Source organism: Mycolicibacterium novocastrense, from assembly GCF_001499835.1.
GTDB lineage: Bacteria > Actinomycetota > Actinomycetes > Mycobacteriales > Mycobacteriaceae > Mycobacterium > Mycobacterium novocastrense.
In genome coordinates, this window is sequence record NZ_LQIH01000056.1 from 96,796 (window position 1) to 119,165 (window position 22,370).

The 22,370-nt window shown below is 67.6% G+C and carries 23 protein-coding genes; 13 read left to right on the forward strand and 10 right to left on the reverse strand.

The annotated features are described in order from the left end of the window. Positions 1 to 47: 47 nt before the first annotated feature. The 4 genes from AU072_RS23720 to AU072_RS23735 form a co-directional block, all read right to left on the reverse strand. The gene (locus tag AU072_RS23720; protein WP_064416013.1) at positions 48 to 1,085 is read right to left on the reverse strand and encodes an aspartate-semialdehyde dehydrogenase; all 1,038 of its coding nucleotides are present in this window, start codon (positions 1,083 to 1,085) and stop codon (positions 48 to 50) included. After that, the gene (locus AU072_RS23725; protein ID WP_064416014.1) at positions 1,086 to 2,351 is read right to left on the reverse strand and encodes an aspartate kinase; all 1,266 of its coding nucleotides are present in this window, start codon (positions 2,349 to 2,351) and stop codon (positions 1,086 to 1,088) included. A gap of 101 nt (positions 2,352 to 2,452) precedes the next feature. Further along, complete coding sequence (locus AU072_RS23730) at positions 2,453 to 3,436, reverse strand: bile salt hydrolase (RefSeq protein ID WP_064416135.1); 984 nt, start codon at positions 3,434 to 3,436, stop codon at positions 2,453 to 2,455. Between the two features lie 21 nt (positions 3,437 to 3,457). Continuing rightward, entirely contained in the window at positions 3,458 to 3,907 is a 450-nt protein-coding gene (locus tag AU072_RS23735; protein ID WP_064416015.1) for a hypothetical protein, read from the reverse strand. 135 nt (positions 3,908 to 4,042) lie between these two features. On the opposite strand from AU072_RS23735, the gene AU072_RS23740 reads away from it, so the two are divergent. The 8 genes from AU072_RS23740 to leuA all read left to right on the forward strand — a co-directional run bounded on the left by AU072_RS23740 (position 4,043) and on the right by leuA (position 13,447). After that, positions 4,043 to 5,293 (forward strand): ammonium transporter, encoded by a 1,251-nt coding sequence (locus AU072_RS23740; RefSeq protein ID WP_064403551.1) that lies wholly within the window; start codon positions 4,043 to 4,045, stop codon positions 5,291 to 5,293. 106 nt (positions 5,294 to 5,399) lie between these two features. Further along, a complete protein-coding gene (glnT, locus tag AU072_RS23745; protein ID WP_064416016.1) occupies positions 5,400 to 6,713 on the forward strand; it encodes a type III glutamate--ammonia ligase in 1,314 nt (437 codons plus the stop codon). Positions 6,714 to 6,727: 14 nt separating this feature from the next. Continuing rightward, a complete protein-coding gene (locus tag AU072_RS23750; RefSeq protein WP_064416017.1) occupies positions 6,728 to 7,600 on the forward strand; it encodes a class II glutamine amidotransferase domain-containing protein in 873 nt (290 codons plus the stop codon). After that, the gene (locus AU072_RS23755; protein WP_064416018.1) at positions 7,588 to 8,301 is read left to right on the forward strand and encodes a GltB/FmdC/FwdC-like GXGXG domain-containing protein; all 714 of its coding nucleotides are present in this window, start codon (positions 7,588 to 7,590) and stop codon (positions 8,299 to 8,301) included. The genes AU072_RS23750 and AU072_RS23755 overlap by 13 nt, the downstream gene beginning before the upstream one ends. Next, positions 8,301 to 9,608 (forward strand): FMN-binding glutamate synthase family protein, encoded by a 1,308-nt coding sequence (locus tag AU072_RS23760; protein ID WP_064416019.1) that lies wholly within the window; start codon positions 8,301 to 8,303, stop codon positions 9,606 to 9,608. Before AU072_RS23755 ends, AU072_RS23760 begins: the two co-directional genes overlap by 1 nt. Next, on the forward strand, positions 9,605 to 10,798 hold the full coding sequence (locus tag AU072_RS23765; RefSeq protein WP_064416020.1) for an NAD(P)/FAD-dependent oxidoreductase: 1,194 nt from the start codon (positions 9,605 to 9,607) through the stop codon (positions 10,796 to 10,798). The genes AU072_RS23760 and AU072_RS23765 overlap by 4 nt, the downstream gene beginning before the upstream one ends. Before the next feature lie 15 nt (positions 10,799 to 10,813). Next, entirely contained in the window at positions 10,814 to 11,461 is a 648-nt protein-coding gene (locus AU072_RS23770) for a helix-turn-helix domain-containing protein (protein WP_064416021.1), read from the forward strand. Between the two features lie 126 nt (positions 11,462 to 11,587). Continuing rightward, positions 11,588 to 13,447 carry a 2-isopropylmalate synthase gene (gene leuA, locus AU072_RS23775; protein ID WP_235629949.1) on the forward strand — a complete coding sequence of 620 codons (1,860 nt, stop codon included), beginning with the start codon at positions 11,588 to 11,590 and terminating at the stop codon, positions 13,445 to 13,447. Between the two features lie 3 nt (positions 13,448 to 13,450). Here the strand turns inward: leuA and AU072_RS23780 are convergent, their stop codons facing one another. Then, the gene (locus tag AU072_RS23780) at positions 13,451 to 13,756 is read right to left on the reverse strand and encodes a hypothetical protein (protein ID WP_064416023.1); all 306 of its coding nucleotides are present in this window, start codon (positions 13,754 to 13,756) and stop codon (positions 13,451 to 13,453) included. Beyond that, positions 13,757 to 14,788 (reverse strand): DEDDh family exonuclease, encoded by a 1,032-nt coding sequence (locus AU072_RS23785; RefSeq protein WP_064416024.1) that lies wholly within the window; start codon positions 14,786 to 14,788, stop codon positions 13,757 to 13,759. 92 nt (positions 14,789 to 14,880) lie between these two features. On the opposite strand from AU072_RS23785, the gene AU072_RS23790 reads away from it, so the two are divergent. Then, the gene (locus AU072_RS23790) at positions 14,881 to 16,116 is read left to right on the forward strand and encodes a Mur ligase family protein (RefSeq protein ID WP_064416025.1); all 1,236 of its coding nucleotides are present in this window, start codon (positions 14,881 to 14,883) and stop codon (positions 16,114 to 16,116) included. Further along, the gene (locus tag AU072_RS23795) at positions 16,109 to 16,825 is read left to right on the forward strand and encodes a type 1 glutamine amidotransferase (protein ID WP_064416026.1); all 717 of its coding nucleotides are present in this window, start codon (positions 16,109 to 16,111) and stop codon (positions 16,823 to 16,825) included. Before AU072_RS23790 ends, AU072_RS23795 begins: the two co-directional genes overlap by 8 nt. 17 nt (positions 16,826 to 16,842) lie before the next feature. On the opposite strand, the gene AU072_RS23800 is transcribed toward AU072_RS23795, so the two are convergent. Genes AU072_RS23800 through AU072_RS23810 form a run of 3 tightly spaced genes read right to left on the reverse strand, consistent with a single transcriptional unit; the run spans position 16,843 to position 18,196 of the window. Continuing rightward, positions 16,843 to 17,235 (reverse strand): hypothetical protein, encoded by a 393-nt coding sequence (locus AU072_RS23800; RefSeq protein ID WP_064416027.1) that lies wholly within the window; start codon positions 17,233 to 17,235, stop codon positions 16,843 to 16,845. Between the two features lie 16 nt (positions 17,236 to 17,251). Next, a complete protein-coding gene (gene recR, locus AU072_RS23805; RefSeq protein ID WP_064416028.1) occupies positions 17,252 to 17,863 on the reverse strand; it encodes a recombination mediator RecR in 612 nt (203 codons plus the stop codon). Beyond that, the gene (locus AU072_RS23810) at positions 17,864 to 18,196 is read right to left on the reverse strand and encodes a YbaB/EbfC family nucleoid-associated protein (RefSeq protein WP_064347748.1); all 333 of its coding nucleotides are present in this window, start codon (positions 18,194 to 18,196) and stop codon (positions 17,864 to 17,866) included. A gap of 111 nt (positions 18,197 to 18,307) precedes the next feature. On the opposite strand from AU072_RS23810, the gene AU072_RS23815 reads away from it, so the two are divergent. Beyond that, positions 18,308 to 19,081, forward strand: coding sequence for an Rv3717 family N-acetylmuramoyl-L-alanine amidase (locus AU072_RS23815; protein ID WP_064416136.1), 774 nt, complete (start codon positions 18,308 to 18,310; stop codon positions 19,079 to 19,081). 65 nt (positions 19,082 to 19,146) lie between these two features. Here the strand turns inward: AU072_RS23815 and AU072_RS23820 are convergent, their stop codons facing one another. Beyond that, complete coding sequence (locus tag AU072_RS23820; protein WP_064416029.1) at positions 19,147 to 19,584, reverse strand: SRPBCC family protein; 438 nt, start codon at positions 19,582 to 19,584, stop codon at positions 19,147 to 19,149. Positions 19,585 to 19,652: 68 nt separating this feature from the next. Here AU072_RS23820 and AU072_RS23825 point away from each other — a divergent pair, with 68 nt between their 5' ends. Together AU072_RS23825 and AU072_RS23830 are read left to right on the forward strand one after the other, a co-directional pair. Further along, the gene (locus AU072_RS23825; protein ID WP_064416030.1) at positions 19,653 to 21,053 is read left to right on the forward strand and encodes an FAD-binding oxidoreductase; all 1,401 of its coding nucleotides are present in this window, start codon (positions 19,653 to 19,655) and stop codon (positions 21,051 to 21,053) included. Beyond that, positions 21,050 to 22,363, forward strand: coding sequence for a class I SAM-dependent methyltransferase (locus AU072_RS23830; protein ID WP_064416031.1), 1,314 nt, complete (start codon positions 21,050 to 21,052; stop codon positions 22,361 to 22,363). The genes AU072_RS23825 and AU072_RS23830 overlap by 4 nt, the downstream gene beginning before the upstream one ends. Positions 22,364 to 22,370 lie beyond the last annotated feature (7 nt).

Below are 22,370 nucleotides of genomic sequence, written 5' to 3' on the forward strand. Positions count from 1 at the left end.
CTGAAAGCAGTCGCGATTTCCCGCCGAAACGTCGGTCCCGACGCAAATCAGCCCCGGGCCAGCAGCTCGGCGATCTGAATCGTGTTGAGTGCCGCGCCCTTGCGAAGGTTGTCGCCGGACACGAACAGCGCCAGCCCGCGCCCGTCGGGCACGCCGGGATCCTGCCGGATCCGGCCGACCAGCGAATCGTCCACCCCCGCCGCGGCCAACGGTGTCGGCACATCGACGAGCGTCACGCCCGGCGCCGCACCCAACAACTCCGTAGCCCGCTGCACCGAAAGCGGTTGGGAGAATTCGACGTTCAGCGACAGCGAATGCCCCGTGTACACCGGCACCCGCACGCACGTACCGCTCACCGCCAGGTCCGGGATGTCCAGGATCTTTCGGGTCTCGTTGCGCAGCTTCTGATCCTCGTCGGTTTCACCGGAGTCGTCGTCGACGTAGGACCCGGCCAGCGGGACGACGTTGAACGCGATCGGCGCGACGTACTTCGAGGGCGCCGGGAAGTCGACCGCCGAACCGTCGGCCACCAGATCACGGCTGTTGTTCACGACCGCGCTGGCCTGGCCGAACAACTCCTCCACCCCGGCGACACCGCTGCCCGACACCGCCTGATAGGTCGAGGCGATCATGCGCACCAGGCCCGCTTCGTCGTGCAGCGGCTTGAGCACCGGCATCGCGGCCATCGTCGTGCAGTTCGGGTTCGCGATGATGCCCTTCTTGAGGGTGACGCCCCGCACGTCACGCGCGAAGTTCACCTCGCTGACCACCAGCGGCACGTCGGGGTCCTTGCGCCAGGCCGAGGAGTTGTCGACCACGATGGCGCCGGCTTCGGCGAACCGCGGCGCCTGCACACGCGACATCGTCGCCCCCGCGGAGAACAACGCGATGTCCAGGCCCGAGGGATCGGCGGTCGCGGCGTCCTCGACCTCGATCTCCTGCCCCCGGAAGGGGAGCTTCTTGCCCTGCGACCGCGCCGAGGCGAAGAACCGCACACTGGTGGCCGGAAAGTCGCGTTCCTCCAACAGCGTTCGCATCACCTGGCCGACCTGACCGGTCGCGCCAACCACACCGATGTTGACCATTTAACGGCCCGTCCCCGCGTACACCATGGCCTGCTCGTCGCCGCCCAGGCCGAACGCTTCGTGCAGCGCGGCGACCGCCTTGTCCAGATCGGTGTCCTTGACCAGCACCGAGATCCGGATCTCCGACGTGGAGATCAGGTCGATGTTGACCCCGACCTCGGCCAACGTCTCGCAGAACTTGGCGGTCACCCCGGGATGGCTCTTCATGCCTGCGCCCACCAGCGAGACCTTGCCGATGAGGTCGTCGTAGAGCACACCGGTGAAACCGATCTCGCTCTGTAGCGAGCTCAGCTTCTGCACCGCGGCCGGGCCGTTGTCCCGCGGACAGGTGAACGTGATGTCGGTCTTGCCGTCCTCGACCTTGGAGATGTTCTGCAACACCATGTCGATGTTGATGTCGGCGTCCGCGACGGCGCGGAACACCTTGGCGGCATAGCCCGGCACGTCCGGGATACCGACCACGGTGACCTTGGCCTCACTGCGGTCGTGTGCGACTCCGGTCAGAATGGCGTCTTCCACGGGAATGTCCTCCATCGATCCGGTCACCAGGGTGCCCGGGTTGTCCGAGTATGACGAGCGGACGCGTATCGGCACGTTGTAGCGCCGGGCGTACTCCACGCAGCGCAGCATCAGCACCTTGGCGCCGCAGGCGGCCATCTCCAGCATCTCCTCGAAGCTGACCTGGTCGAGGTGGTGCGCGTTGGGCACGATCCGCGGGTCCGCGGTGAAGATGCCGTCGACGTCGGTGTAGATCTCGCAGACGTCAGCTTTCAGCGCCGCGGCCAACGCCACGGCCGTGGTGTCCGACCCGCCGCGCCCCAGCGTGGTGACGTCCTTGCTGTCCTGGCTGACCCCCTGGAACCCGGCGACCAGGACGATGACGCCCTCGTCGAGCGCGTCCCGCAACCGGCCGGGGGTGACGTCGATGATCTTCGCGTTGCCGTGGATGCCGGTGGTGATCACGCCGGCCTGCGAACCGGTGAACGAGCGGGCCTGCGCGCCGAGCGAGTGGATGGCCATCGCGACCAGCGCGTTGGAGATGCGCTCACCGGCGGTCAGCAGCATGTCCATCTCGCGCGGCGGCGGCGCCGGGCACACCTGGTTGGCCAGGTCGAGGAGCTCGTCGGTGGTGTCGCCCATCGCCGAGACGACCACGACCACGTCGTTGCCCTGCTTGCGCGTCTCGACGATCCGCTCGGCCACGCGTCGGATCCGCTCGGCGTCGGCAACCGAGGATCCGCCGTACTTCTGCACGACGAGCGCCACTGATCAAGCCTTTCAAGTGCTGGGAAGGATCCCAACAAGGATAAGGGCTGCGCGCATCCGATTTCTTTCCCCCGTGGTGGGCCGGCGGGAACCCGCGACGATCAGGCAACTCCGAGGAACGGGAACGGGTCGGCTTCCTCGAAGCTTGCGCTGGCATCACCGGCGTAGATCGTCTTCTCGCCCTCGCCGAGCGGCAGCCGCAGCGTCGGGGCGCCCGGCGAGAAGTCGAGGTTGCTCAGCTCGACCCAGAACGTGTTCGGCGACAGCGCCGACTCGAAGAAGTAGCGCAACGCCTTGTGGTCGACGACCGTGCGCCAGCGAGTGGTCGAGATGTTCGGCTCGTCGGGCGTGGAGATCCCGTACGGCACCGACGCGTTGCGCACGACGCTGAACACCGTCGCGGCGGCCAGCAGCGGGTCGTCGGTCTTGGGGACCGCGTCGATGTAGAACGACGCCCGCACGAACCGGTCCGCGGCACGATTGGTCCCCGGCAGCATCACGGTGCCACCGATCTGCTTCCAGTACTCGCTGATCGCCAGCTGCTTGTCGAAGGTCGGCGAGTTCGTCATCACCCGGTACTGGCTGCCGTGGTGAACGACCTGCTCACCGTCGATGTACTCGACGATCGCGCTGTCGCCGCCGGCATCCGACATCGCCAGGTGCAGCGTCGCCATCCGCTCCTCGCCGGGGACCTGGGCGGTGGCCACCCGCAGCGGGGTGGCAGTCAGCGCCGCCACCGCCTCGCCAACCGTCGCGAAGTTGTCGAGCACGTACTGGCCCCACAGCGCCAGCGAAACCGCGGGACCCCCGGCGGTTTCGGCGGGATACACCGATTCGGCCAGCCACAGCAGGTTGACAACGAGTCCGGCCTCGTTCACGCCATCGGTTGTGCTGATGTCGTAGCCGGTCGCGACCACGCTGCCGTACTTCGACGTCCACTCCGCGGAGCCGGTGCCGGCCTGACCGGTTCGGTGGACGCCGCGCGGCAGCGCCCACAGATTCGTTTGGATCTCCGACTTCCAGTCCATGGAGCGGCCGGTGATGTTGCGGTTATCGGTTCCGAGGTAGACGACGCGGGTGCACACGACACGCATCGTATGAGGCGCTCAGTTCGTGCAGGCCTCGGACAGCTCGGCGAGCTTGCGCCGTAGTTGGTTGTCGAGCGCCGACATCTCGTAGTAGATCTCCGGCGCCGGGGCGCCCGGAGCCCTGTTCTGCGTCTCCGCGCGCGCCTGGGGCAACTTCTGGACGAACAGCCCGGCGAGGTCGGCGACCTCGACCGCGGTGAACCGCAGCTCGGGGGTGTCGATCTTGCGCGCGCGCTCGGAGAGGCCGTCGGCCCATTCCCGGTACGCGATCTCCTCGGCCGCGGTCGGCGGGCCCTCGGCGCCCTCGCTCTTCGAGCTGATCAAGTCGTTCTGCTGCTGGTTGTATTCGAGGAAGTCGAGGACCGGGCGGCATTCTTCGGGCGGTTGCTGCAGTTGGCTGTAGACCAGTGCCACGATCGCGATCACCACGACGGCGATCGCCACCCACCATCGCCGGTCAAGACTCATCACCGCCGCAACTCTAGCCAGGCGCCGGATTCGTAACGTACGCGCAACCTCGCGAGCCGGTCCACGTAACAGAAACGTTGATTACTGACAGTGAACGGCCCCGAATCGGGCCGCATCACTTTCAGGAGATGGTTAATGGATACAGGAACCACGGCGTTCATGCTGTGTTGCATCATCGCGCTCACGCTGATGATCCCGGGTCTCGCGCTCTTCTACGGCGGCATGGTGTCGGTGAAGAGCTCGACCAACATGATGATGATGACCTTCGGCGCCGCGGCGCTCGTCGGCGTCCTCTGGGTACTGTTCGGCTTCTCGATGGTGTTCGGCACGTCCTACGGCGGATTCATCGGCAGCTTCACCGAATTCGACGGGTTGACCGACCTGACCGAGGCGATGACGACCGTCGACGGCCTGCCGATCAGTTTGTTCGCGTTGTTCCAGGCCCTGTTCGCCGCGATCACCGTCGCGCTCATCTCCGGCGCGGCCGCGGATCGGATGAAGTTCAGCGCCTGGATGGTCTTCGCCGGCCTGTGGGCCGTGCTCGTGTACTTCCCCGCCGCGCACTGGGTGTTCGCGTTCGACGGCGTGGTGACCGAGGGTTCGGTCGGCGGCTGGATCGCCAACAAGCTCGGTGCGCTGGACTTCGCCGGTGGCACCGCGGTGCACATCAACGCCGGCGCTGCGGCGCTGGCCATCGCGATCGTGCTCGGCCGGTCGGCGCTGTTCGGCAGCCGCAAGCCGCACAACGTGCCGCTGACCCTGCTCGGCGCGGGCCTGCTGTGGGCGGGCTGGTATGCCTTCAACGGCGGTTCGGCCCTGTCGGCGGGCACGTCGGCGGCGATCGTCATGGTGACCACGTTCGTCGCGACGTGCGCGGCGACGCTGGCCTGGCTGACGTTCGAGAAGATCAAGACCGGCCACGTCACCGGTGTCGGCGCGGCCTCGGGTGCGATCACCGGGCTTGTGGCGATCACCCCCGCCTGCGGTTCGGTGACACCGGTCGGGGCCATCTGCGTCGGCGCGATCGCGGGCGCGATCTGCGTGTATGCCGTCGGCCTCAAGGACCGGTTCGGCTACGACGACAGCCTCGACGTCGTCGGGGTGCACCTCGTCGGTGGCCTGATCGGAACGCTGCTGATCGGCTTCTTCGCCAGCGAGGCGATGCCCGGCGCCACCAATGGCCTGTTCTACGGCGGCGGCATCGAGCAGCTGTGGAAGCAGGCGGTTGCCGCGGGTGCGGTCATGGCGTACTCGTTCGTCGTGGCGTTCATCATCGCCTTCGCGATCAAGAAGACGATGGGCATCCGCATCTCGCCCGATGAGGAAGCGACCGGCATCGACGCCAAGTTCCACCGCGACTCGGCGTACGCACTGCAACCCGCCTGACCCGGACCCGGCCGGCGCGGCGTACGTTGCCGCGCCGGCCATTTCGGCCCTTTCGAGTTTCCTTCCACGACACAGAGATTCATTACAGAAGACAGGTTCGAAAGCAATGTCCAAAGATCTGGCCACCCTGGCCGAGGAGTCCGGGACGACGTTCATCCTCGCCCTGTTCGTCGACCTGCGCGGCAAGCCGTGCGCCAAGTTGGTTCCCGTCGAGGCGGTCGAGCTGCTCGCGACCGACGGCGTCGGGTTCGCCGGATACGCCGTCGGAGCGATGGGCCAGGAGCCCAAAGACCCTGACATGATGGCGATCCCGGACGTCGAGTCGTTCACCCCGATCCCGTTCATCAAGGACGGGCTGGCGATCGTGCACTGCGACCCGCACGTCGAGGGCGCGCCGTGGCCGTACGCGCCGCGCGTCATCCTCAAGGCGCTGATCGAGCAGGCCGCCGACGCCGGCTTCGAGCCGTGGGTGGGCGCCGAAGTCGAGTACTTCCTGTTGCGCCGCACCGCCGACGGCGGGCTGTGCACCGCCGACGCCGCCGACACGGCCGCCCAGCCCTGTTACGACGCGCGCGGCGTCACCCGGATGTACGACCACCTCACCACCATCTCCCGGGCGATGAACCAGCTGGGCTGGTCCAACTACGCCAACGACCACGAGGACGGCAACGGTCAATTCGAGCAGAACTTCGAGTTCGCCGACGCGCTCACCACCGCCGACCGGGTGGTGACGCTGCGCTATCTGCTCTCGACGATCGCCGCCGAGCGCGGAATGGTGGCCACCTTCATGCCCAAACCGTTCGCCGACCGCACGGGCAGCGGCCTGCATCTGCATGTGTCGCTGACCAGCGCGGGCCGGCCGGTGTTTCCGGCCGGACCCGACGAACCCGATGAACACGGCCTCGGCCTGTCCGAAACGGCCTACGCGTTCCTCGGCGGGATACTCGAGCACGCGTGCGCGCTTCAGGCGGTTGTCGCGCCAACCGTCAACTCCTACAAGCGAACCAGGGCCACCACGACGGCGTCGGGTGCTTCCTGGTCGCCGAACACCCCGAGCTACGGCGGCAACGACCGCACGCACTACATCCGGGTGCCCGACGCCCAGCGCATCGAGTTGCGGGGCAGCGACGGCTCGGCCAACCCGTACCTGGCGATCGCGGCCGCTCTGGGCGCCGGGCTGGACGGGATCAAGCGCAGCACCGACCCCGGACCCGTTGGCGCTCAGCATCGCTCGCCGCTGCCCGCCACGCTTCTGCACGCGGTCGACGAGCTCGAAAGCGATCCCGTCATCGCCGGTGTGCTGGACGCCACCGGTGACGGCGTGGCCTCCTACTTCGCGAAGCTCAAGCGCGACGAGTTCTTCGCCTACCACAGCGCGGTCACCACATGGGAGATCGACAACTACCTGACCGCCTTCTGAGGAGGAGCCTGACGATGTGCGGAATCGTGGGCCTGCATCTGCGAAACCCCGACCTGTATCCCCGCCTGGGGGAACTGCTCACCGACATGCTGTGCGAAATGGGCGACCGCGGTTCGGACTCCGCGGGAATCGCGGTCTACGGCGATCCGGCGTTGGCGCCGCCCGACACGAGTTGTGTCTCCGTTCTGGGGACCGAACCGACCGCGGAGGCCATCGGTTTCGATGTCACGGTGACGCGGTATGACGCGACGTACCTGGTCACTGCGAAGGCGCCGACCGAGACGCTGCACGACGCCGTACGGACCGCCTACCCCGATGCGTTGGTCGCCGGGTTCGGCACCGACCTCGCGGTGCTCAAGGGGGTGGGTCACCCACGAACGCTGACCGAGAACTGGAACCTGGCCAAGGCGCAGGGCTGGCAGGGCGTCGGCCACACCCGGATGGCGACCGAATCGGCCGTGACACCCGCTGGATGCCACCCGTACGCGGTCGGGCCCGAGCAGTGCCTGGTACACAACGGGTCGTTCGCCAACTACGCCACCATCCGCCGCGAACTGCGCGCTGCCGGAGTGCGTTTCGACAGCGAGAACGACACCGAGGTCGGAGCCCGGTTCGTCGCGCACCGACTCGCGGCGGGTTGCGACGTGAAGACCGCGCTGAAGGAACTGTGCGCGAAATTCGACGGCTTCTACACGCTGCTGGTGTCCAACCGCGATTCGTTTGCGGTGGTGCGCGATGCGATCGCGTGCAAGCCCGCCGTGATCGCCGAGACCGCCGACTGGGTGGCGATGGCGAGCGAATACCGCGCACTGGCCGGCCTTCCCGGTGTCGGCGCCGCCAAGATCTTCGAACCCGAACCGGAAGTGGTCTACGCATGGACACGCTGACATGCTCTTCGGGCAAGCCCTCATCGGCCATCGCGTACGACCTGGCCACCACTCCCCTCCGCGAGGTCAACGCGGCTTTGCATGCGCCGGGGCTGTCCGGTGACTTCGTGATCGCCAATCCCGCGGGCGCACACAACGTCGCGGTCGGCCTCGACGCACCCGTACGGGTGACCGTCGACGGCCACGTCGGCTACTACGCCGCGGGCATGAACCAGCGGGCCGAAGTGACCATCAACGGCAATGCGGGCACGGGCGTCGCCGAGAACATGATGAGCGGTCTCGTCCGCGTCAAGGGCAGCGCCTCACAGTCGGCGGGTGCGACGGCCCACGGCGGCCTGCTGGTCATCGACGGCAACGCCGCGGCACGGTGCGGCATCTCGATGAAAGGAGTGGACATCGTCGTGGGCGGGGACATCGGCCACATGAGCGCGTTCATGGCGCAGGCGGGTCGCCTCGTCGTGCGCGGGAACACCGGCGAAGCGCTCGGGGACTCGATCTACGAGGCCCGGATCTACGTGCGCGGCGAGGTCGCGTCGCTGGGTGCCGACTGCATCGCCGAACCGATGCAGCCCGAACACCATCGGGAGCTGCGGGAGCTGTTGGCGGCCGCGGGATTCGACGATGACACGCATGCGTACACCCGCTACGGGTCGGCGCGGTCCCTTTACCACTTCCACATCGACAACGCATCGAGCTACTGATGAACCCCTGGGCCCTCCGCGAATCCGCAACCTTCGACCGCACCACCATCGCCGCCATCCAACGCGCGGCCGAAACCGGCATCTACGACATCCGCGGCTGGGGCGCCAAGCGGCCGCTGCCGCACTTCGACGACCTCCTCTTCCTCGGGGCGTCGATGTCGCGTTATCCACTGGAGGGATATCGCGAGAGGTGCGCCACCGACGTGGTTCTCGGCGACCGTCACGCCAAACATCCGTTGCACCTCGATATTCCGGTCACGATCGCAGGAATGTCGTTCGGTGCGTTGAGCGGGCCGGCCAAGGAGGCCCTCGGACGTGGCGCCAGCGAGGTCGGCACCTCGACGACCACCGGTGACGGCGGCATGACCCCCGAGGAACGCGGCCAGAGCAAGTACCTGGTCTATCAGTATCTTCCGTCGCGATACGGGATGAATCCCGACGACCTGCGTAAGGCCGACGCGATCGAGGTGGTGCTCGGCCAGGGGGCCAAACCCGGCGGTGGCGGAATGTTGTTGGGGCAGAAGATCTCGCCGCGCGTCGCGGCGATGCGCACGCTGCCCGAGGGTATCGACCAGCGTTCGGCGTGCAGGCACCCGGACTGGACCGGCCCGGACGACCTGACCATCAAGATCAACGAGTTGCGCGAGATCACCGACTGGGAGAAGCCGATCTACGTCAAGATCGGCGCCACTCGCACCTACTACGACGTCAAACTCGCGGTGCACGCCGGCGCCGACGTGGTCGTCGTCGACGGTATGCAGGGCGGCACGGCCGCCACCCAGGAGGTGTTCATCGAACACGTCGGCATCCCGACGCTGGCCGCCGTACCGGAGGCGGTGCACGCGCTGCAGGAACTCGGCGTGCATCGGCGGGTGCAGCTGATCGTCTCGGGCGGCATCCGCACGGGCGCCGACGTCGCCAAGGCCCTGGCGCTGGGCGCCGACGCCGTCGCCGTCGGCACGGCGGCGCTGATCGCGTTGGGCGACAACCATCCTCGTTACGCCGCCGAGTACGAGAAGCTCGGTAGCGCAGCGGGTTTCTTCGACGACTTCCAGGACGGTACCGATCCCGCGGGCATCAGCACGCAGGACCCGGAGTTGGCGGCGCGATTCGATCCGGTCGAAGGCGGTCGCCGATTGGCCAATTACCTGCGGGTGCTGACGATGGAGGCCCAGACCATCGCCCGGGCCTGCGGCAAGTCCCACGTGTGTCATCTCGAGCCGGAAGACCTGGTTGCGGTCACGATCGAGGCGGCCGCGATGGCGCGCGTCCCACTCGCCGGCACGAATTGGATCCCCGGCACGTGACCACTGCGGACGTCGTGATCATCGGCGGCGGCATCGAGGGCGCCGCCGCGGCATGGGCGCTGAGTCAACGCGGAGTCACCGATGTCGTTGTGCTGGAACGTAACACCGTCGCATCCGGCATGACCGGCAAGTCGAGCGGCATCGTCCGCTGCCATTACGGGGTGAGCTCGCTGGCGGCGATGGCCGCCGTCGGGCTGGAGGTGTTCGAGAAGCCTCAGCAGTTTCTGGGGGACCAGGCGCTCGACATCGGCTTCCGCCAGACCGGCTACGTCGTCGGCGTCGGCCCACAGGACGTCGACGCACTGCGTAAAAGCCTTGCCGCACAACGGTCCGTCGGCGTGCAGACCGAGGAGATCGACGTCGACGAGGTCGCGCGGATGTGGCCGTGGGCCGACCTGTCACCGTTCGCCGCCTTCGGATGGGAGCCGCGCGGCGGCTACGGCGACGCGTACCAGACCGCACAGGCGTTCGCGTTTTCGGCGCGCGCCGCGGGTGTGCGCATCCGGCAGGGCACGGCCGCAACCGAACTCGTGCTCGACGGCCGCCGCGTCACCGGTGTCCGCACCGCCGACGGCGACACGGTCTGGGCGCGCACCGTCGTCGTCGCCACCGGCGTGTGGACGCAACCGTTCCTCGCGCCGTACGGCATCGACGTACCCATCAGGGTGGTGCGCGAGCAGATCGTGCTGATCTCCCCCGGCGTGGATGTCGGACCGGTGCCCGTGTTCTCCGACCTGGTCTCGCTGCAGTACGTACGCCCGGAACTGGGCGGCGAGATCCTGTTCGGCAACAGCGACCTGTCCGAACCCGAGAACGCCGACCCCGACGCGTACTCCAACCGCGCAACCGAGTCGTTCGTCGACCTGACCGTCGAACGGGTCGGCACCCGGTTCCCCGGGTTCACCGATGCGGCGATCACGGGCAGCTACGCAGGTTGTTATGACGCCACCCCGGACTGGAACCCGGTGATCAGCACCACCGCAATCGACGGCGTGCTGGTGGCGGCGGGCTTCAGCGGACACGGCTTCAAGATCGCGCCCGCCGTCGGCCGGCTCATCGCCGACCTGGTCATCGACGGGCGCAGCAGCGACCCGCGCATCCCCGAGACCGACTTCCGGCTGTCGCGCTTTGTCGACGGCGACCTGCTGACGAGCCCGCATCCGTATGTGGGCGCGGGCCAGATGCGATGATTCCTGCCAGTAGACATGTCTGACGTACCGCTGCTCCGCAACAGATCCGGCACCGCCCGCGACCGCGATCCGCAGGCGCCTGTCTCCGAGCTCGAGATCGAGGCGGCCATCGGGCGCAACGTCCGGCGGCTCCGCCTGCAGCAGGGTTTGACGGTCGCCGAGATGGCCGCGCGGGTCGGCATCTCCAAGGCGATGATGAGCAAGATCGAGAACGCCCAGACGTCCTGCAGCCTGAGCACCCTCGCGCTGCTGGCGACGGGCTTCGACGTCCCGGTCACCAGCCTGTTCCGCGGCGCCGACGTCGAGCGGCCCGCCGCCTTCGTCAAGGCGGGCACCGGTGCGCGCATCGTGCGCGAGGGCACCCGCGAGGGTCACGAGTACCAGCTGCTCGGCTCGCTGCGCGGCGAACACAAGCGACTGGAATGCCTGCAGGTCACGCTGTCGGAGAAGAGCCAGACCTACCCCCTGTTCCAGCACCCCGGCACCGAGTTCATCTACGTCCTCGAAGGGGTCATGGACTACAGCCACAGCCGGTCGGTGTACCGGCTCCATCCCGGTGACTCGCTGCAGTTCGACGGGGAGGGCGCACACGGGCCGGTGGACCTGATCGAGTTGCCGATCCGGTTCCTGTCGGTGATCGCGTTCCCCGACTCGCAGGTCTAGCGCCCGCGAGCTGCATTTTGTGAGGTGCCCGGGCCGGGAGTACAGTGTGCGACGTGCAGCGGGTGCTCCTTCTCGGCAGCCGCGACGGGGTCTGATCAGACCGGCTTCCCGTCGCGGGTGTTCGCGATGCGCCGGTCGAGTCCCCCTTCAAACTCCCGGAGCAATACCGTGACCACGTTCTCGAAACCATCACCCGATTCCCCCGACGCGTTCTCGTCGGTCCGTCAGATCACCAAGCCGTCGGGTCCGCCCCATCCCGGCCAGCCGGCGTGGAACACCCAGCGCGGTTCGACGATGCCGGTCAATCGGTACCGCAGCTTCGCCGACGAGGTCGAGAACATCACGTTGGCCGACCGCACCTGGCCGGACAGGGTCATCGAATCCGCGCCGATGTGGTGCGCGGTCGACCTGCGCGACGGCAACCAGGCGCTGATCGACCCGATGAGCCCGCAGCGCAAGCGCCGCATGTTCGACCTGCTGGTGCGGATGGGCTACAAGGAGATCGAGGTCGGCTTCCCGTCGGCCAGCCAGACCGACTTCGACTTCGTCCGCGAGATCATCACCGAAGGCGTCATCCCGGACGACGTCACCATCCAGGTGCTGACGCAGTGCCGCCCGGAACTGATCGAGCGGACGTTTGAGGCCTGTGAAGGCGCGCCGCGCGCGATCGTGCACTTCTACAACTCCACGTCGATCCTGCAGCGGCGGGTGGTGTTCCGCGCCGACCGCGACGCGGTCAAGGCGATCGCCACCGACGGCGCGCGGATGTGCGTGGAGGAGGCCAAGAAGTATCCCGGCACCCAGTGGCGGTTCGAGTACTCGCCGGAGTCCTACACGGGCACCGAACTTGAGTACGCGGTCGACGTGTGCAACGCCGTCGCCGAGATCATCGCGCCGACGCCCGACGCGCCGCTGATCGTCAACCTGCCCGCGACCGTCGAGATGGCGACCCCGAACGTCTACGCCGACTCGATCGAGTGGATGCATCGGCATCTGAGCCCTCGCGACAGCATCATCTTGAGCCTGCATCCGCACAACGATCGCGGAACCGCCGTCGCCGCAGCCGAATTGGGCTATCAGGCCGGTGCCGACCGGATCGAGGGCTGCCTGTTCGGCAATGGTGAGCGCACCGGGAACGTCTGCCTGGTGACGCTGGGACTGAACCTGTTCTCGCGCGGCGTCGACCCGCAGATCGACTTCTCGAACATCGACGAGATCCGTCGCACCGTCGAGTACTGCAATCAGCTGCCGGTGCACGAACGACACCCGTACGGCGGCGATCTGGTCTACACCGCCTTCTCGGGCAGCCACCAGGACGCCATCAACAAGGGCCTGGACCAGATGAAGGTCGATGCGGACGCCGCCGACCAAGATGTCGACGACATCCTCTGGCAGGTGCCGTATCTGCCGATCGACCCGAAGGATGTCGGTCGCACCTACGAGGCCGTCATCCGGGTGAACTCGCAGTCCGGCAAGGGCGGCGTCGCCTACATCATGAAGGCCGATCACGGTCTGGCACTTCCGCGACGGCTGCAGATCGAGTTCAGCCAGGCGATTCAGAAGATCACCGACGGCGAGGGCGGCGAGGTGTCCCCGAAGGAGATGTGGGACGTCTTCGCCGAGGAGTATCTGGCGCCGATCCGTCCCCTTGAACGCATCCGCCAGAAGGTGACGGCCGCGGAGGTGGACGGCGGCACCGACACCATCGAGGCCGTGGTGATGGTCGACGGTGTCGAGCGCGAGATCGTCGGCGCCGGCAACGGCCCGCTCGCCGCGTTCGTCGATGCGTTGGGCGCCATAGGGATTGACGTATCGGTTCTCGACTACTCCGAGCACGCGCTGTCGGCCGGTGAGGAGGCGCAAGCCGCGGCCTACGTCGAGGCCTCGGTCGGCGGCAACACCGTGTGGGGTGTCGGCATCGCACCGTCGATCACCACCGCATCACTGCGCGCGGTGGTCTCGGCGGTCAACCGGGCGTCGCGCTGACCCTCACTCGCGTCGGGGTGAGTCGACGAGCGACATCCAGAAGATGACCGCGAGAAGACCCAGGATCGCCAGCGCGGACACCAGATCGAACCACTGGAACGGGATCAGCGAACCGTCGATCGAAATCACAAGGACCGTCTCGACGACACCGAATATCACGAACAAGCCGCCGAGCAGCAGTCGCGGCTGGGTCCGGTGCAGCTGGGTCCGCCTCAGCTCGACGGTGAGCGTGAGCAGCAGCACCGGCAGCACCTGCGCGAGCGCCGACGCAGTGGCGACGTCCACCAGGACAATGCGATGGTCTGCCATTCAGAACAGTGCGAACTGGTCGCCGGCGAGCGTGGTGTCGGTGAACTCTTCGACGCCGGTACCGCCGACGACGCTGTCGATCGCGCGCATGAACTCCGCGTCGCTGACCAGCGGGACACCCAGCTCCCCGGCGTGATAGCCCTTGCCCTGGGCCGGCTGGGCGTCGTTGCAGAGCACCAGCGAGGTCTCGGCGTCGACGGTGTCGGTGTAGGCCAGCCCGGCGTGCAGGATCCGCTCGATGAGCTCTTCGTGGGTGCATTCGACCTCGGCGGACAGCGCGATCCGCATGCCCTGCACCAGCGGTCGCCCGCTGATGTATCGGCCGGGATTGAGGTAAGGACACGGCAGACGGGACGCGACGGCTTTGAGCGGACGCAGCTCGTCGTGGGTGACGACACCGTTGGGCCAGCGTCTTCGCGATACCGGGTGCACCGGTAGCCAGACCCGGCGCTCCCGCGCGCGTACGAGCGCCGGCTTGAGGATCTGGGCGAGCACCAGCGCGTCGTCGAGGGCGTCGTGCGGCCGGATCTGGCTGATGCCCCAGTTCGCGGCGAGCGTTTCGAGCCGCAGGTTTTCGGTGCCCAGGTCCAGCCTGCGCGCCAGTTCGACGGTGCACATCACGGTGTCGGTGGGCAGCTCGCGGTTGACCAATTCGGTTTCGGCGGCCAAAAACGAGTAATCGAAGCCGACGTTGTGCGCGACCAGCGTGCGGCCGTCGAGCAACTCGACGAGGTGGTCGACGATGTCGCCGAAGGTGGGTTGGCCCTCCAACATGTCGGCGGTCAGACCGTGCACATGCGTCGGGCCGGGATCGACACCGGGGTTCAGCAGCGTGTACAGGCTCTGTTCGACGTTGCCGTCGTCGCCGAGGGCAAGCGCGGCGATGCTGACGATGCGGGCCTGACCCGGCCGGAAGCCCGAGGTCTCCACGTCGACGACCGCCCAGCCTTCTCCGGCATGCTCTGCAGGCCGGCCCCAGCGGGGCCGATTCTCGGCGTCAGAGCCGCTCGGCCGGTGACCTCCGGCGTCCATTGGGCCCACTTCGTCAGGATCGCACGGTGCTGTGACAAAGCCGGGACCTCGCCGAATCGCCTGCCAGCGTGTCGGCTACCTAAACTGCCGGGGTGGTCACGACACGTGGACGGCTCGCCCTCGCGGCCGGTGCGGGCGCCCGATGGGCGTCGCGGGTCACCGGGCGCGGTGCGGGGGCGATGATCGGCGGGCTGGTCGCGCTGGCGCTCGACAAGTCCCTGCTGCGCCAGCTCGGCGCGGGCCGTGACACCGTGGTGGTCACCGGGACCAACGGCAAGTCGACGACGACCAGGATGATCGCGGCGGCGCTGCGCACGATCGGACCGGTCGCCACCAACGACACCGGCGCGAACATGGACGCCGGGCTGGTGGCCGCGCTGGCCGGTGCGCGGCAGGCGCCCCTGGCCGCCCTCGAGGTCGACGAGATGCACGTCCCACATGTGGCCGAAGCGGTAGAACCGACGGTGATCGTGCTGCTGAACCTGTCCCGCGATCAACTGGACCGCGTCGGCGAGATCAACCACATCGAGCGCACCCTGCGCGCCGGACTGGCTCGTCACCCGTCGGCCGTCGTGGTCGCCAACTGTGACGACGTGCTGATGACCTCGGCCGCATACGACAGCCCCAATGTGGTGTGGGTGGCCGCGGGCGGCAGTTGGGCCAACGACTCGGTGAGCTGTCCGCGATCCGGGGAGATCATCCTGCGTGACGGCGGTAACAGCCGCGACTGGCGTTCCACCGGAACCGATTTCAAGCGGCCCAGCCCGCACTGGTGGTTCGACGACACCAATATCTATGGGCCGGACGGGTTTTCGCTGCCGATGACACTGTCGCTGCCCGGTGCCGTCAACCGCGGCAACGCCGCGCAGGCCGTGGCGGCGGCGGTCGCGATGGGCGCCGACCCGGCGGCGGCGGTGGCCGCGGTGTCGGGTGTCGACGAGGTCGCCGGGCGCTACCGCACCGTGCGCCTCGGCGAGCACACCGCGCGGGTGCTGCTGGCGAAGAACCCGGCGGGCTGGCAGGAAGCGTTGTCGATGGTCGACAAACACGGTGCGGGCGTGGTGATCTCGGTCAACGGCCAGGTACCCGACGGTGAAGACCTGTCCTGGTTGTGGGACGTCCGGTTCGAGCACTTCGAGGACACCCACGTCGTGGCCGCCGGTGAGCGCGGCACCGATCTCGCGGTGCGGTTGGGTTACGCGGGCGTGGAGCACACGCTCGTGCACGACACGCTCGCCGCGATCGCGTCGTGTCCGCCCGGGCACGTCGAGGTGATCGCCAACTACACCGCGTTCCTGCAGCTGAACAGGCGGCTTCCCGATGCCTGAGTCGGCGGTACGCATCGGGTTGGTGCTGCCCGACGTGATGGGAACCTACGGTGACGGCGGCAATTCCGTCGTGCTGCGACAACGCCTGCGGCTGCGGGGTTTCGACGCCGAGATCGTGGAGATCACGTTGGACGACCCGGTGCCTTCCGAGCTGGACCTGTACACGCTCGGGGGCGCCGAGGACTATGCCCAGCGCCTGGCCACCAAGCACCTGCTGCGGTATCCCGGCTTGCAGCAGGCGGCGGCGCGGGGAGCGCCCGTGCTGGCGATCTGCGCGGCCATCCAGGTGCTGGGGCACTGGTATGAAACCTCGTCGGGCGAACGCGTGGACGGCGTGGGCCTACTCGATGTCACGACCTCACCGCAGGACAAGCGCACGATCGGCGAGGTGGTGTCCCAGCCGCTGCTGACCGGCCTATCGCAGCGGCTGACGGGATTCGAAAACCACCGCGGCGGGACCGTTCTCGGCGCAGACGCGCGGCCCCTCGCCAAGGTGATCAAGGGTGCGGGGAATCGCGACGGCGACGGTTTCGACGGGGCGGTGCAGGGCGGCGTCATCGCCACCTATCTGCACGGACCGTGCCTGGCCCGCAATCCGGAGCTGGCCGACCACCTGTTGAGCCGGGTGGTCGGTGACCTGCCGCCACTGCACCTCGACGAGGTGGAGCAGTTGCGACGCGAACGCCTGGCCGCGCCCCGACGGGTCTGAGACAACTTCCGCGAAAGTTACAGGCCGAGGTCGCGCAGGAACTCCGGCTTGTACGCCTCGAGGATCACGTAGCGCGGATCCGGAGTCGGCACCTCCGGCGCATCGTCGGCTACCTCTACACCGCTGACCGGGTCCACCCACTCCTGGCTCGCGGCGTCCCACCGGCTGACCGTGTACTGCGCGTCGACGCCGTCGTCGGCCACCAACGTGCGCACCGTGCGCTCGGCCTCCTGCGCGTCGGCCAAGGTGGCCGTGTACAGCTGGATGCGGTCGCCGTCGCGGGTCACCGTCACCCGCGATCCGAGCCGCTCGCGCGCGTCGTTGTCCAGGTCAAGGGTGCGCAGCTTCTCCCAGAACGAGAGATGCTGCTCGCTGCCGAGCTCGACCTCGACCTTGAACTCGTCGGGCATGGATGTCCTTTCTCGGCTATGCCATCGCGCGTCGGCCGGCCAGTGCGCGGCCGAGCGTCAGCTCATCGGCGAACTCCAGGTCACCACCCATCGGCAGACCGGACGCGATCCGCGTGACCGTCAGGCCCGGGATGTCGCGCAGCATGCGCACGAGGTAGGTCGCCGTCGCCTCGCCTTCGGTGTTGGGGTCGGTCGCGATGATCACCTCGGTGACGTCCACCCCGTCCACCCGCTCGCCGATCCTGTTGAGCAGCTCGCGGATTCGCAGCTGTTCGGGGCCCACCCCGGAGAGCGGATCCAGGGCCCCGCCCAGCACGTGGTAGCGCCCGCGGAACTCGCGCGTGCGCTCGACGGCCTGCACGTCTTTCGGCTCCTCGACCACGCAGACCAGTGCGGCGTCGCGCCGGGGATCGCTGCAGATGCGGCAGCGGTCGTCGTCGGAGACGTTGCCGCACACCGCGCAGAACTTCACCCCGTCGCGCACCTTGTTCAGCACGGCGGTCAACCGGTCGATGTCGGGCGGCTCCACCGACAACAGGTGAAAGGCGATCCGCTGCGCGCTCTTCGGCCCGATGCCGGGCAGCTTGCCGAGCTCGTCGATCAGATCCTGGACGGGTCCCTCGAACAATTACATTCCCGGGATACCGAGATTGCCCATGCCGCCCGCGAGCGGCCCGAGCCGGTCGTGGGCGAGGATGGTGACCTGTTTGGCGGCGTCGGAGATGGCGCCGACCACGAGATCCTGCAGGGTCTCGATGTCCTCGGGATCGACGACCTTCGGGTCGATCGACACGGCCACCACCTCGCCGCTGCCCCTCATGGTGACCTGCACCAGACCGCCGCCGGCCTGACCGTGCACCTGGGCGTTGGCCAGCGCCTCCTGCGCCTCCATCAGCTGCTGCTGGACCTGCTGGGCCTGCGCGAGCAGCGCGGACATATCGGGTTGGCCTTGCGGTTGCATGAGTGGTCCCCTTGCGTCTTGGTTGCGGTCCGGTCTCGACTTGGTTTCTGTCCTCGGCTCGCGGCCGTTTGAGCTTTCAGCGTAGTCGTCGTTGCGGTTACGGTGACGGCCGTGCCTGCCCGCCTGCGTGTCGGCGCCACGAGAACATTGCGCGGCTGTGCCGCGGTGGCGACCGGACTACTCGTCGCCGCATCGACGCTCGTCAACCCCGCCTTCGAGGCCGAGGCCGCGCCGGCCAACATCGCGGGCAAGATCGTGTTCCTCGACCCGGGACACAACGGCGCCAACGACGCCTCGATCAGCAAGCAGGTGCCCACCGGCCGCGGCGGCACCAAGGACTGCCAGGCCAGCGGCACTTCCACCGACGATGGTTACGCCGAGCACACGTTCGCCTGGGAGACCACGCTGCGGGTCCGCCAGGCCCTGCACGCGCTGGGCGTGCGCACCGCCATGTCGCGCGGCGACGACACCGGTCTGGGCCCGTGCGTCGACGAGCGCGCCGCGCTGGCCAATTCGATCAAACCCAACGCGATCGTGAGCATCCACGCCGACGGCGGCCCGCCGACCGGGCGCGGTTTCCACGTCCTGTACTCGTCCCCGCCGCTCAACGACGCGCAGGCGGGGCCGTCTCCCCGATTCGCGGGGATCATGCGCGACCAGTTGCAGGCCTCCGGTTTCGTGCCGTCGACCTACATCGGTTCGAACGGCCTCAACCCGCGGTCGGACATCGCGGGCCTGAACCTCGCCCAGTACCCGTCGATCCTGGTGGAGCTGGGCAACATGAAGAATCCGGTCGATTCGGCGTTGATGAAGACGCCGGAGGGGCGGCAGAAGTACGCCGACGCCGTGGTGCGCGGCATCGCGGGGTTCCTGGGGTCGACGTAGCCCCGACCTGCCTCTAACGGGTTGATCGCATGCACCAGGTGCTTGCGATCAACCGCTTAGCGAGGTCATCCCTCGAGATGCTTCTTGAGGTTCTCCAGCACCTCGGACTGGATCTTGCGCAGCCCCAGCGGCGCGAACGTCTTCTCGAAGAAGCCGCCGATCCCGCCCGCACCCTGCCAGGACGTCTTGACCGTCACCGACGATCCGGGACCCGCGGGTGCGACCGTCCAGTTGGTGATCATCGAGGAGTTGGCGTCCTTTTCGATGACCGTGTGACCGGCCACGTCGATCTCGGCTTTGACGTCGCGGACCCGCGACTTGGTCGCCTGCAGCTTCCAGGTCGCCACCGTGCCCGCGCCCTGTCCGCCCTCGAGCACCCGGTAGTCGCTGTAGTGCGGCGACAGGATCTTCGGTCGCACGTTCGCGTAGTCCGCGATGGCCGACAACACCGTCTCCGGCGCAGCGTCGATCAAGACGGTGCTCGATGCGCTGACCTGTCCCATCGGTGCACGCTCCTCGGTAGAAGTTCCATGCGGTCGCATCGCCTGCGACCGCGGACTAGCGTATATCCGTGTCTGTTGCCCGAACCGACGCACGTGCTCTTCATGCCGCGGGCGTGCAGCGGCTACTGAGCAGCTATCGTGCGATTCCGCCCGATGCCACCGTTCGCCTGGCCAAGCCCACGTCGAACCTGTTCCGTGCGCGGGCCAAAACCACCGCGAAGGGCCTGGACGTCTCGGGGTTGACCGGTGTCATCGCCGTGGACCCCGAGGCGCGTACCGCCGACGTGGCCGGCATGTGCACCTACGAAGATCTTGTCGCCGCGACGCTGCCATACGGCTTGGCGCCGTTGGTGGTACCGCAGCTCAAGACGATCACGCTCGGCGGAGCGGTCACCGGGCTCGGAATCGAGTCCACGTCGTTCCGCAACGGCCTACCCCACGAGTCGGTGTTGGACATGGACATCCTCACCGGCACCGGCGACGTCGTCACCGCATCGCGGGACCAGAACACCGACCTGTTCCGGGCGTTCCCGAATTCGTATGGCACGTTGGGCTATTCGGTTCGGCTGAAGATCGAGCTGGAAACCGTGCAGCCGTTCGTCGCGCTGCGCCACCTGCGGTTCAACAGCATCGAGGACCTCGTCGCCGCCATGGACGGCATCGTCGAGACCCGCGGCTACGAGGGCGCTCCCGTCGACTATCTCGACGGTGTGGTGTTCTCCGCCGAGGAGGCCTATCTGACACTCGGATTCAAAACCACCACACCCGGACCCGTCAGCGATTACACCGGCCAACACATCTACTACCGCTCGATTCAGCACGCCGGGGACAACGGCGCCCAGAAGCACGACCGGCTGACAATCCATGACTACCTGTGGCGGTGGGACACCGACTGGTTCTGGTGCTCACGGGCGTTCGGCGTCCAGAATCCTTCGATCCGCCGGTGGTGGCCCCGTCGGTACCGGCGCTCCAGCTTCTACTGGAAGCTGGTCGCGCTCGACCAGCGGTTCGACATCGCCGATCGGATCGAGCAGCGTAACGGGCGACCACGGCGCGAACGCGTCGTGCAGGACGTCGAGGTGCCGATCGGGCGGTTGGCGGAGTTCCTGCACTGGTTCCTCGACAACGTGCCGATCGAGCCGATCTGGTTGTGCCCGTTACGACTTCGCGACGACGCCGGCGCAGACGGCGGGTGGCCCCTGTATCCGCTTCGGCCGAAACACACCTACGTCAACGTCGGCTTCTGGTCGTCGGTACCGGTCGGCCCCAGCGAAGGGCATACCAACACGTTGATCGAACAGAAGGTCAGCGAACTCGACGGTCACAAGTCGTTGTACTCGGATTCGTACTACAGCCGCGAAGAGTTCGACGATCTGTACGGCGGCGAAACCTACAAGATAGTGAAAAAGGCATACGATCCAGATTCACGGCTGCTCGATCTCTATGCGAAGGCGGTGCAGAGACGATGACGACTTTCAAGGAACACGCGGCGCAGGCGCCGGCGGGAAAGCTCACGCTGGCCGAGATTTTGGAGATCTTTGCGGGCGGAAACCTGCCGCTGCGCTTCAGCGCCTACGACGGAAGTACAGCCGGACCCGAAGACGCCCCGCTCGGCATGGAGCTGCTGACGCCGCGCGGCACGACGTATCTGGCCACTGCGCCTGGGGATCTGGGGCTGGCGCGTGCTTACGTATCGGGCGATCTGGCGACGCACGGCGTGCATCCGGGCGATCCCTACGAGTTGCTCAAGGCGCTCGCCGACAAGATGGACTTCAAACGTCCGCCCGCGCGGGTGCTCGCCCAGATCGTGCGCTCCATCGGCATCGAGCACCTCAAGCCGATCGCGCCGCCCCCGCAGGAGGCGCTGCCGCGGTGGCGTCGGATCGCGGAAGGACTGCGCCACAGCAAGACTCGTGATGCCGAGGCGATTCACCATCACTACGACGTCTCCAACACGTTCTACGAGTGGGTGCTGGGCCCGTCGATGACCTACACGTGCGCGTGCTATCCGCACAGCGGGTCGACGCTGGAGGAGGCGCAGGAGAACAAGTACCGGCTGGTGTTCGAGAAACTGCGCCTCAAGCCGGGCGACCGCCTGCTCGACGTGGGTTGCGGGTGGGGCGGCATGGTGCGCTACGCCGCGCGGCACGGCGTCAAGGCGCTCGGGGTCACGCTGTCGAAGGAGCAGGCGTCCTGGGCGCGAGAGGCGATCGCCCGCGACGGGCTCGGAGATCTCGCCGAGGTGCGCCACGGCGACTACCGCGATGTGCGCGAGTCCGATTTCGACGCGGTGTCGTCGATCGGGCTGACCGAGCACATCGGCGTGCACAACTACCCCGCCTACTTCGATTTCCTCCAGTCGAAGATGCGTCACGGCGCACTGCTGCTCAACCACTGCATCACCCGACCGGACAACCGGACCGGTTCCACCGCCGGGGGCTTCATCGACCGCTACGTCTTTCCCGACGGGGAGCTCACCGGTTCCGGTCGCATCATCACCGAGGCGCAGGACGTCGGCCTGGAGGTGGTTCACGAGGAGAACCTGCGCCACCACTACGCGCTGACGCTGCGCGACTGGTGTCGCAACCTGGTGCAGCACTGGGACGAGGCCGTCGCCGAGGTCGGGCTGGCGACGGCCAAGGTGTGGGGCCTGTACATGGCCGGCTCGCGGCTGGGCTTTGAGACGAATGTCGTTCAGCTGCACCAGGTTCTGGCGGTCAAGCTGGATCGTGACGGCTACGACGGCGGCCTGCCGCTGCGGCCGTGGTGGACGCCCTAGCGGGCGT

Excerpts from the sequence above, each read along its gene's own strand:
- AU072_RS23720 (WP_064416013.1), bottom strand. The coding sequence starts at position 1,085 with ATGGTCAACATCGGTGTGGTTGGCGCGACCGGTCAGGTCGGCCAGGTG.
- AU072_RS23735 (WP_064416015.1), bottom strand. The coding sequence starts at position 3,907 with ATGAGTCTTGACCGGCGATGGTGGGTGGCGATCGCCGTCGTGGTGATC.
- AU072_RS23740 (WP_064403551.1), top strand. The coding sequence starts at position 4,043 with ATGGATACAGGAACCACGGCGTTCATGCTGTGTTGCATCATCGCGCTC.
- glnT (WP_064416016.1), top strand. The coding sequence starts at position 5,400 with ATGTCCAAAGATCTGGCCACCCTGGCCGAGGAGTCCGGGACGACGTTC.
- AU072_RS23750 (WP_064416017.1), top strand. The coding sequence starts at position 6,728 with ATGTGCGGAATCGTGGGCCTGCATCTGCGAAACCCCGACCTGTATCCC.
- AU072_RS23755 (WP_064416018.1), top strand. The coding sequence starts at position 7,588 with ATGGACACGCTGACATGCTCTTCGGGCAAGCCCTCATCGGCCATCGCG.
- AU072_RS23760 (WP_064416019.1), top strand. The coding sequence starts at position 8,301 with ATGAACCCCTGGGCCCTCCGCGAATCCGCAACCTTCGACCGCACCACC.
- AU072_RS23770 (WP_064416021.1), top strand. The coding sequence starts at position 10,814 with ATGTCTGACGTACCGCTGCTCCGCAACAGATCCGGCACCGCCCGCGAC.
- leuA (WP_235629949.1), top strand. The coding sequence starts at position 11,588 with ATGCGCCGGTCGAGTCCCCCTTCAAACTCCCGGAGCAATACCGTGACC.
- AU072_RS23780 (WP_064416023.1), bottom strand. The coding sequence starts at position 13,756 with ATGGCAGACCATCGCATTGTCCTGGTGGACGTCGCCACTGCGTCGGCG.
- AU072_RS23785 (WP_064416024.1), bottom strand. The coding sequence starts at position 14,788 with ATGGACGCCGGAGGTCACCGGCCGAGCGGCTCTGACGCCGAGAATCGG.
- AU072_RS23795 (WP_064416026.1), top strand. The coding sequence starts at position 16,109 with ATGCCTGAGTCGGCGGTACGCATCGGGTTGGTGCTGCCCGACGTGATG.
- AU072_RS23800 (WP_064416027.1), bottom strand. The coding sequence starts at position 17,235 with ATGCCCGACGAGTTCAAGGTCGAGGTCGAGCTCGGCAGCGAGCAGCAT.
- AU072_RS23810 (WP_064347748.1), bottom strand. The coding sequence starts at position 18,196 with ATGCAACCGCAAGGCCAACCCGATATGTCCGCGCTGCTCGCGCAGGCC.
- AU072_RS23820 (WP_064416029.1), bottom strand. The coding sequence starts at position 19,584 with ATGGGACAGGTCAGCGCATCGAGCACCGTCTTGATCGACGCTGCGCCG.
- AU072_RS23830 (WP_064416031.1), top strand. The coding sequence starts at position 21,050 with ATGACGACTTTCAAGGAACACGCGGCGCAGGCGCCGGCGGGAAAGCTC.